The sequence below is a fragment of the Methanoregula sp. genome (assembly GCF_002835825.1).
Lineage (GTDB): Archaea > Halobacteriota > Methanomicrobia > Methanomicrobiales > Methanospirillaceae > Methanoregula.
This window is the reverse complement of the sequence record NZ_PIZH01000039.1, coordinates 1-9,557: the sequence shown is the minus strand read 5'-3', so window position 1 is coordinate 9,557 and position 9,557 is coordinate 1. Positions and strand designations below refer to the sequence as shown.

General features: G+C 57.5%; 12 protein-coding genes. 4 read left to right on the top strand and 8 right to left on the bottom strand.

Features of this window, described 5'->3' with window-relative positions:
• Positions 1-416: 416 nt before the first annotated feature.
• The 4 genes from CW742_RS02740 to CW742_RS02725 all read left to right on the top strand — a co-directional run bounded on the left by CW742_RS02740 (position 417) and on the right by CW742_RS02725 (position 2,750).
• Positions 417-1,196 (top strand): site-specific DNA-methyltransferase, encoded by a 780-nt coding sequence (locus CW742_RS02740; RefSeq protein ID WP_292416145.1) that lies wholly within the window; start codon positions 417-419, stop codon positions 1,194-1,196.
• Positions 1,197-1,223: 27 nt separating this feature from the next.
• Entirely contained in the window at positions 1,224-1,979 is a 756-nt protein-coding gene (locus CW742_RS02735; RefSeq protein ID WP_292416143.1) for a hypothetical protein, read from the top strand.
• 65 nt (positions 1,980-2,044) lie between these two features.
• Positions 2,045-2,269: a type II toxin-antitoxin system HicB family antitoxin gene (locus CW742_RS02730; RefSeq protein ID WP_292416141.1), complete on the top strand. Its 225-nt coding sequence runs from the start codon at positions 2,045-2,047 to the stop codon at positions 2,267-2,269.
• Between the two features lie 100 nt (positions 2,270-2,369).
• The gene (locus CW742_RS02725) at positions 2,370-2,750 is read left to right on the top strand and encodes a cupin domain-containing protein (protein WP_292416139.1); all 381 of its coding nucleotides are present in this window, start codon (positions 2,370-2,372) and stop codon (positions 2,748-2,750) included.
• A 68-nt stretch (positions 2,751-2,818) separates the two neighbouring features.
• Here the strand turns inward: CW742_RS02725 and CW742_RS02720 are convergent, their stop codons facing one another.
• The 8 genes from CW742_RS02720 to CW742_RS02685 form a co-directional block, all read right to left on the bottom strand.
• On the bottom strand, positions 2,819-4,225 hold the full coding sequence (locus CW742_RS02720) for a hypothetical protein (RefSeq protein ID WP_292416137.1): 1,407 nt from the start codon (positions 4,223-4,225) through the stop codon (positions 2,819-2,821).
• On the bottom strand, positions 4,218-4,943 hold the full coding sequence (locus CW742_RS02715) for an ABC transporter ATP-binding protein (protein WP_292416135.1): 726 nt from the start codon (positions 4,941-4,943) through the stop codon (positions 4,218-4,220). The genes CW742_RS02720 and CW742_RS02715 overlap by 8 nt, the downstream gene beginning before the upstream one ends.
• Before the next feature lies 1 nt (position 4,944).
• The gene (locus CW742_RS02710) at positions 4,945-5,529 is read right to left on the bottom strand and encodes a TetR/AcrR family transcriptional regulator (RefSeq protein WP_292416133.1); all 585 of its coding nucleotides are present in this window, start codon (positions 5,527-5,529) and stop codon (positions 4,945-4,947) included.
• Positions 5,522-6,760: an aldo/keto reductase gene (locus tag CW742_RS02705; protein ID WP_292416131.1), complete on the bottom strand. Its 1,239-nt coding sequence runs from the start codon at positions 6,758-6,760 to the stop codon at positions 5,522-5,524. The genes CW742_RS02710 and CW742_RS02705 overlap by 8 nt, the downstream gene beginning before the upstream one ends.
• A 123-nt stretch (positions 6,761-6,883) precedes the next feature.
• Positions 6,884-7,798: a response regulator gene (locus CW742_RS02700; protein ID WP_292416129.1), complete on the bottom strand. Its 915-nt coding sequence runs from the start codon at positions 7,796-7,798 to the stop codon at positions 6,884-6,886.
• Positions 7,795-8,520 carry a sulfate/molybdate ABC transporter ATP-binding protein gene (locus CW742_RS02695; protein ID WP_292416127.1) on the bottom strand — a complete coding sequence of 242 codons (726 nt, stop codon included), beginning with the start codon at positions 8,518-8,520 and terminating at the stop codon, positions 7,795-7,797. Before CW742_RS02695 ends, CW742_RS02700 begins: the two co-directional genes overlap by 4 nt.
• On the bottom strand, positions 8,517-9,338 hold the full coding sequence (locus CW742_RS02690) for an ABC transporter permease (protein WP_292416125.1): 822 nt from the start codon (positions 9,336-9,338) through the stop codon (positions 8,517-8,519). Before CW742_RS02690 ends, CW742_RS02695 begins: the two co-directional genes overlap by 4 nt.
• Before the next feature lie 20 nt (positions 9,339-9,358).
• On the bottom strand, positions 9,359-9,557 hold a 199-nt coding region (locus CW742_RS02685), incomplete at its 5' end, for a hypothetical protein (RefSeq protein WP_292416123.1).

Here is a 9,557-nt window from a genome sequence, read left to right as displayed (position 1 = left end):
GTCCTGGTCCCAGGCAACGTACGCGAGATGGTTTTTTTCAAAAAAAATGGCCTCGGGCCGGTCCGCATGGTGCGGTGCGGTACTTCGGGGGATCGGGTCCGGGGCAAGTGCTTGTGACACGGGCGATGCGATGAGCAGGAAGAGTACAACAACAATGCCGGCCACACATGCCATCTTCGGATACGGGAAAAACACGCTCTCTCAACCTCACTGCAGAACTGAATGCTCTCTCCAGAAGTGGGGGAGGTGCTTAATAATATTGGCAGGATGGCCGTGGTTATTCGTATAACCATGCGGTTCAATCGAATAGAAATGCCCGGATATCACCGCGAACGCATCTGTAACCCCTTAAGCAGGCAGGAAAAAGAGCGAAACGCTAAACCTCACGCTGACAAACCAATAATAAGGAGGGCATTGTGGCAGGAACCATTTTTTTCCGTGATGACCGGTCCATGATCATCAACGAGGACCTTTTCTCCACAAAGACCATCAGAAACGAGAGCATCGATCTCGTGGTAACATCACCACCCTACAACGTCGACATCCCCTACAATTCCCACGATGACCGGGTCACGTACGACGAGTACCTCGCTTTCTCGGCTCGGTGGATGAAGCGGTGCCACGGGTGGCTGAAAGGCGATGGCCGGTTCTGCTTGAACATCCCGCTCGACAAGAACAAGGGAGGCCACCAGAGCGTAGGGGCCGATCTCACGGCCATTGCAAAGGAGGCCGGCTTCTCCTACCATTCCACCATCGTCTGGAACGAGGGGAACATCTCCCGCCGGACCGCATGGGGCTCATGGATGAGCGCTTCGGCCCCGCATGTGATCGCGCCGGTGGAACTTATCGTGGTATTCTACAAGGACAGCTGGAAGAAGACCAGCGGATCGCGGGAGTCCGATATCACGCGGGACGAGTTCATGGCCTGGACCAACGGCCTCTGGACGTTTAATGGCGAGAGCAAAAAGAAGATCGGGCACCCGGCGCCGTTCCCGGTCGAGCTCCCGCTGCGGTGCATGAAACTCTTCACGTTTGTCGGGGATACCGTGCTCGACCCATTCATGGGGAGCGGGAGCACGCTTGTTGCAGCAGCCCTCTCCGGGAGGAAAGGCATCGGCATCGAGATTGACCGGGGATACTGCGCCATCGCAAAAGACCGCCTCGCTGGTGCGGGAACCACAACCTCAAAGGAGTGAGCCATCCGGCTGACCGGTGAACAACGCATGCCTGCCCCGTGGACCGCGTACATTGACATGGAATTTGCCGGCATCCGCGGCACCCGGCAGGGGATGCAGATCCCCATCGAGATCGGTGTTGTCCTGCACGAGCCGGTCTCCGACACCATCGCGTTTGCCGGCAGGGCCTTCTCTCACGATGTCGAGGTCGAGCTCTGGAAAAATGTCACCAACCATATCGGGAAACGGGTTGACGGGTACCGGCGGGTCTTCAACCTGAGCCGGCCCGGCGAGACGCTGCCAGATGAGAAATGCCGTCTTGATGCTGAGGGGACACGCCGTGCTAAACACGCCATTGCCGGAGTCCACAACGATCTACGGGCATTTATGCGGGCGTTGAATGTAAAAGAGATCGACACCCTGGTCTTCTTTGCACGGCGCCGCGAGATGGAGACCTTCCAGCGTGCCCGGGTCAGCACCGGCGGGTTTGTCATCCGGGATCTCCAGAGTGAAATCCGGCAGCGATATTCCTTAAAGGAGGATGTTTCCCTTGACCGCATGTCCCTTGTCATCGGGTTTGCCCTTAATGGCAGGACGCTCTCCTCACAGCATTTCTCCTACAGGATCCCGGAGAAGTTCCGGTATATCATCAAGCCACACAAGGCTATCGGGGATGCAGCCCGGATGCTGCTCGTGGCGCAGGAGTTCCGCCACCATCCCGATGCATTCGAGGCGGGCGTAAACAATCATATCCAGGACTACGAAGCGCAGAAAAACCATGGGGATGACCTGCAAACCGGCTGAAATCCCTCATTATCGGTCATTCTGACCAGAAACTTTGTAAACAGTCCCCTCGATCTTATATGATCATGCACTACACCATCATCACGGAGTGCCACGAGAAGGGCGGGTTCACTGCCCGTTGCGTGGAGATTCCGTCAGCCCGCGGGTATGGCAATACCCAGGGCGAGGCGATCGCCAGCATCCGCGAAGCGATCGAAGTGGTGCGGGAAGCCCAGAATGCGGAACTGGCAAAGACCATTGCATCCGTTCATTCTGAGATCATTAAGATCGAAGTCGCTGACTCCGCATAAGTTCTCCGGCTGGACCGGAGAAGAAAATCTTCACTATTTTTCTCCTGCCCGTGCACGATATCGGCAGGCTCATCTGTGCCGGAAAAACAGATTGTGTATCATGATTCTGAAACATGCTTCCGATGTCCCTGCTGTGCCGATGACCAAACCGGGTTTTTCCGGGATGCAGGCCCGCTTCCTGCTCACGGCGGATGACGGGTGCCCGCGGTATGCAATGCGGCTGATGGAGATTGCACCGGGTGGCTGCACATCCTTCCACAACCACAAGGAAGAACACGAGATGTATTTTTTTGAAGGAGAGGGCCTTCTCATTGCCGGCAAAACGGGAAGCGAGCACCCGGTCCGGGCCGGGGATGCACTCCTGCTCATGCCGTGCGAACTTCACCAGATTCGGAACACCGGCAAGGGAATGTTGAAGATGATCTGCACGGTCCCCCTGTTTCCCGGCAAGACCGGGAAAGAGACCTCACCGTGCGAGTGAGAGCCCCCTTTTGGGGCACCTGTTTTTTAAAAAAACGTTCCAATTATATCAAAAAAACCCGATGGGGATCAGAATCCCGCCGGGTCAACCGCGTCCCACCGCACTGTTGCACGCTGCACGAACCACCAGGCCGGTACAGCGAGGACCACTGAGGCAAGGGCAAAGTACGGATTCGCAAAAACTGCTGCGGTAAAAAGCACCAGCGCAATCCCGACAAGGATGAGATACGATGCAAGCACCCGGACATCGTACACAAGCACACTGGGCGAGAGCCCGGTGAGCCAGGCCATCACCGCAACGGCATAGAACGAGACCGAGAGGCCGAGCACAACCGCGGGGATGAGAACTGCTGCTTCGCCTGCGAGAAACGCAACGAGTGCGATGAAGACCGCGGGGATGACCTGGAGGATTGCAAAGATTGTCAGCTTGCTTTCGATGAGAGTGCTGACGGCAACGGGAAGGCAGGCATAGGGCCCGAACGTGTCGAACATCGTGACCCAGGTGTACATGGTAGATGCAACCACACCGGCCGTGATCGCGAAGATCATGAGGAGGCCGTGGGGCGGGAAGAACGGCCCGAGGAGGGAGAGGAAGAACCAGATCACTGCCAAAGGCAGGATGAACGAGAAGATCGTCTGGCCGATCATGCTCCCGCTCCGGTACAGGTCGAGTGTGTCCTTTACAGCAAGTGGGGGGTTGGGTAAAAAGGAGAGCCGCTTCATCAGGGGGCCAAACGAGTCCCGGTAATTCTTCTCGGATCCAACGGACTCCGGCGAGAAGAGCCAGAGTGAAACGCCAAAAAGGAATGCCAGCAGGAGGCAGGAGGCGAAAAGGTTTGTCCACGTGAACGCGCTGCTGATCAGGAGGGGCGGGAAGAGGAGTGCCGGGTTTGCCCCGGTGATCAGTGTGATGGCTCCAAGGTCCGCGAGACACGCGAAGAGGAAGAGCCAGAACGCCACCTTCGACCGGGCATACACAGTGGAGAGGAAGAAGATCCCGCAGAGGCCGAAGAGGAGCGCGAGCGCGAGCGTGAGAAGCAGGAGCAGGGCGCCCGCGAGCGGGACGCCGGTCCAGGGTGTGGCGAGGAGGTAGCCGAGCCCGAACGGGAGGACCCAGAGGAAGAAGTAGTAGACAGTGTCCTTGACCACGAAGTTTGCAAAGATGAATTTCTCGGAGAGCGGGAGGCTCCGGGCCGAGTACGCAAGCAGGCTTGCCTGCCCGAAACGCCGGTTCATGACTTCGTTCCCGAGGAGCCCGAAGCCCCCGACCATGATGCCGAGCATCAGGTAACTCCCGTGGAGGATGAGCGAGAGGTTGCCGGCCGGAAGCGTTGTCCTCATGAGGGGGACGAGGAACGCGCCCATGAACGCGATCCCGAAGATCATGAACGGGAAGAGGGCAAACGAAAGGCTGCCAAACATCGTGGAGTGGACCCGCCACTCCTCCTTCATCATGGCGGAGAAAAGCTCAAACATGGCGATCCTTCCGGACGAGCGAGAGGAAGAAGGAGGGCAGGTGGTCGCCCCTGCCGGTCAGTTCGGCAACAGTGCCGGTGTGGAGGAGCTTTCCCTTATGAAGAATGGCAAATTCCGAGCAGATCTCCTCTGCTACTTCGAGGATGTGCGTGGAGATGAAGATCGTCTTTCCCTTCTTCACATATCCTGCAAGGTACTCCTTCACCAGGTCCTGCATGATCGGATCGAAGTTGATAAGCGGCTCATCAATAAGGGCGAGCGCCGGCTCGTGGATGAAGGCCTGGGTGAACATCAGCTTCTGTCGTGTGCCCCGGGACAGGTCCTTGCAGAGCACGTTCTTCTTGTCGGCAAAGTCGAGGAAGTCGAACCACCAGTCCGCCTTTGTTTCAATGTCGGGGATCTTCCGGACCGCGGCAACGAACCGGAGGTACTCCATTGCGGAGAGGAAGCTGGGCGGGGTCTCCTGCTCGGGGATGATCCCGACGCGGGCTCTGACTCCAACCGGGTCCGCGGTCACATCCACGCCGAGAACCCGGGCCGTTCCCCCGGTCGGCCGGGTCTGCCCGGTCAGCATCTTGATCATCGTGGTCTTGCCCGAGCCGTTCGGACCCAGCAGGCCGAAGAGCGCTCCCTCATTCACCGAGAGCGTCACGCGGTCCACTGCCTGTACTTCGCCATAGGTTTTGGATAATTCCCGTGCTTCCAGAACAACTGTCATGTTATACTCCTTCTGCCTTCATGCCGAACCAGATGAAATCGAGGCCGTTCTCAATGATCGTTCTGCGCTCCTCCTCATCGTTCGTTGACAGTGCATGCGCAATCAGCCCTGCAAGGGCCGATGCCATCATGCAGAAGAGCCCGGACGGTTCGACATCGCGGATCTCGCCATCGCGAATCCCCTGGAGGACAAGGTCTTCAAGGAAGGCGAAGTGGCTCATACCCTCCTCGTGGGCGCTCGTGGAGACGAACGGGGAGTGGGCGAACTGCTCCATGAACTTCAGTTTCGCGGGATTCTCAAGGCCCCAGCCGACGGCATTGCGCCCGAGACGGCGAAGTTTTGCCTTTGCCGTCTTCTCCGCATCAAGACCCCGGCCCATCTCCTGTGCAGCCTCGCTCTTCACCCGGCGGTAGAGCGTGTCGATGAGATCCTCCTTGGTCTTGAAATAGAAAAAGAGCGTCCCGGTGGCAACACCGGCTTCCTTCGATATGAGCGATGTCGGCGTGCCGGCAAAGCCCCGCTCGGTGAAGAGCCGGAGCGCCGTCTCCAGGATCGCTTCCTGTTTGTCCGGTGACGGTTCACGCATGAGACTTCTCACCCAGGATCGCACGCTTCACCCGCTTTGCCCGGTTGATACACCAGAGCCCTCCCTTCATGACAGGGACCGCAATACCCATCATCCCTTCCATCTCGCGCGAGACCTCCTTCATCAGCGCCGGGATCGGGAGATGTTGCGGGCAGGCCTTTTCGCATTTACCGCACTGCCGGCAGAGCCCGGCCGCAGTCTTCTCTCCCATGAGGCCGCCATGGCGCCCGATGTACTGGAACTTCCCTGCCGGGTCGTGCGGGAAGAGGGCATGTGCATTATAACTCGAAAAGACGCCGGGGATGTCGACACCGGCCGGGCAGGGCATACAGTACCCGCAGCCCGTGCACCCGACCTTCATGAGCCGGCGGTACTCGTCCCGCACCCTGCCGATCAGCGCCCACTCTTCGTTGCTGAGCGAGCCGGGGGCTGCCTCGCCCGCAACCCGGATATTCTCATCGATATGGACCTCGTCGTTCATCCCAGAGAGGACGACCGTGACCTCCGGGTGATCCCAGACCCAGCGCAGGCCCCACTCGGCAGGCGAGCGCTTCACGGGAGATTCGGCCCAGATCTTCTCAACGCTCCCGGGAATCCGGCCGGCAAGATTGCCGCCCCGCAGCGGCTCCATGATCATGACCGCGAGTCCTTTTGCTGCAGCATACTTCAGCCCCTCGATCCCGGCCTGGATCTTCTCATCAAGGTAATTGTACTGGATCTGGCAGAAGTCCCACTCGTACGCGTCCACGATCATGGTGAAATCCTCGAGGCTCCCGTGGAACGAGAAGCCTGCATAGGTTATGCGGCCGTCCTTTTTTGCAGCGTCAAGGAATTCAAGGACGCCGAGGTTCTTCATGATCCGAAAACTTTTCCCGGTGAGGCTGTGGAGAAGATAATAATCGATGTGATCGGTTTCGAAGATCGCGAGCTGGCCTTGTAAGATCCGGTCCATGTCCTCGCGTTCGAAGACCTCCCAGTGCGGGAGCTTGGTCGCAATCCGGACCCTTTCCCGGTACCCTCCGGCAAGCGCCTTTGCGAGCACCTGCTCGCTTTTGCCGAGATGGTAGATGGGGGCGGTGTCGAAATAATTGACACCCTGGTCGATCGCGTGCCGGATCTGGCGGATGGCTCGCTCCTCATCGACACTCCGGCCCTTTGAGGGGAGGCGCATGCAGCCGAAGCCGAGCGCAGAGAGCTTGTCGCCGGTTTTGGGGACGTTACGGTACAACATCGGAAACACCACGTAAACTGACTGGTCAGTCAATTTGATGGCGATGGTATTTAATCATTGGGACTGGGCGGAGTTACGAAAGCAGTGAGGGACCCGGTCCTATTTTTCCCGGATCCGGACGCCTTACCTTTCCTTCCGGTCGATCAACTCAAGAGCAAAACATATGTCGGCCACAAGTTCGTCAAGCAGCTGCATCTCGCGCTCATTGAAAAATTTTTTCTCGGAAGAATAGAATCTCATGGCCCCGATCGCTTCGCCATTACAGATCAGCGGGAGGGAGGCCGATGAACGGTATCCCCGGCGGGCAGCTTCGGCCTGATACCCGGCCATCCGCGGATCGGAGGAGATATCGTTGCTGATAAGCGGCCTCTTTTCCCGTATCGATGTACCGGTCAGGCCCATACCCTTGGGTACATTGTCGATGCTCACAGAGAGCGTGCTCAGGTACCCGTCCTCGTACCCGCAGGCAGCGACCGGCCGGACTTCGTGCGTTGCTGGGTCGACAAGCCCAATCCAGGCCATCAGGAACTTCCCTTCATTGACTGCAATCCGGCACGCTTCTTCGACAAGCTGCTGCCGGTCGCGGATACGGATCACGGCCCGGTTGGTCCGCGAGAGGACCGCGTACAGCCGGTTCAGGTGCAGGATGGTATCGTTGGCCCGTTTTCGTTCCACTGCCCGTGACAGGATATGGACCATCTCGGCGAACTGCGATTTGGGCTCGCCGCCTTTCTGGAGGTAATGGTCCGCACCGCAGTTGAGCGCCTCGATCACGATCTCTTCTCTCCTTTTGCTCGTGAAGATGATGAACGGGAGATCAGGCCACGCTCTCCGAACTTCCTTGAGGAACATGATGCCATCCATCTCTTCCATCTGGTAATCGGAGAGGACCACATCATAAGGGCTGGTCTTAAGGACGTCCAGCGCCTCAGCTGCCGATCCCCGCGTATCCACCCGGAACCTGCCTGTCCGCTCCAGGTACAGCTTCCCCACTTCCAGCAGGGCAGGATTGTCGTCAACGTAAAGAACCGAGATCATAATGAAGGGGCCCCGGAGAAAAACTGGTCAATGAACGGATGCAGGCCTTTTTGGAAAACGGTGCGCTGTTCACCATACATTACCATTTTCCCTCTCTCCATAAGGCCAATGCAACAACCAATCTCAAACGCATCACGGATATCATGGGTTACAAGAATCGCAGGGATCCCTTCAAAAGACAGGACCTCACGGAGTTCCCGCCGCATCAACACCCTTGTCTGCACATCCAGAGCACTGAACGGCTCATCGAGAAGCAGGATTTTTGGCTTTACGGCAAGAGCACGAGCAAGGGCAACCCGCTGGGACTGGCCTCCCGAAATAGTACCTGCGGGTTGCTGCAAAACCTCCCGCAGACCAAGCCTGCCGGCAAGGTCCCTCACCCGGTCAGCAGTGATATCCCCGGGCAGATGGCGGGCCCGCATGCCATAGGCGATATTATCGTGCACGGTCAGATGGGGGAAGAGGGCATAGTCCTGGAAGACGTACCCAATACCGCGTGACTCTGCGGGAATGCAGGTTCGGACCGAAGTATCAATGAATGTCTCATTGCCAATCCGGATTTCCCCGGTATCCGGTGTCATGAGACCCGCAACCAGGTTGAGGACCGTTGATTTCCCGGCGCCGTTCTCTCCCAGCAGGACCAGCGTCCCGCACTCTCCCATATGGATATCCACATCCAGCGTAAAATCCCGGAGCGCTTTTTTGACACGGATATCTATCATGTGCCGGTCTCCTCTTTTTCAGCCAGGATTTTTACGATGCTGATAACAACAAACGAAATTATTACAAGGATAACTGCAAGTGCGAGCGATGAGTCCACGTCTCCCTGGAATGCACCGTAGATAGCAAGCGGCATTGTCTGGGTTTTTCCCTGAAGATTCCCGGCAAACATGATGGTTGCGCCGAATTCTCCCAACGCCCGTGCGAAGCTCAATACCGCCCCGGAGAGAATTCCGGTAAAAGCCAGCGGTACCGTGATCGTAAAGAACGTCCTGATCGGGCTGGCACCAAGTGTCCTTGCTGCATGTTCGTAGGTCCGGTTAACTAAGGCAAAACTCGTCCGTGCCTGGCGGATGTAAAACGGTGAAGCAATGAAGATCTGTGCCATGATGACCGCAATGGTGGTAAACGCGATCTCGATCCCCAGGATGTCGAGATACTGCCCGACTAATCCCCGTCGTCCGAATGCCATCAGCAGCGCAAGACCGGCAACGGCCGGGGGGAGAACGACAGGAATGTCGGTTATCGTATCGATGATTTTCTTTCCCGGGTAGTGGCAGCGGGCATTGATGTAAGCGACAGGAGTGCCAAAACCAATCACGATAATGGTACTGATACCCGCCGTGAGAAGACTCAGGCAAAGTGCATCGATTACGACCGGGTTCTGCAATGAGGCGAGCAGAGTTTCCGGGGTCACCCGAATCAGAAGGGCAGCAAGCGGTATCCCGATGAAGAGGATCGCAATCCCGATGAGGATACCGGTGAAAATGCGGAGCCTCAGGTTTCCCCTCATGCAGATCCGTTCTATGGTTGGTGTCATACAAATCCTGACAGTACTGGTCAATAGTCGTATCCGGTCTGGCGCCCGCTCGGTATGAACCCGTACCGGGCCAGTACCGAGGCGCCCTCCGAAGAGACGCTGTAATCGATAAACGCCGCTGCCCGGTCTTTTTCTTGTCTCTTATACCCGCCTGACGCTGCAGACGAAGAAGAACGGGGAGTCCTCGGGAGTAGAGTATACATAAAAAAAAAAACATAA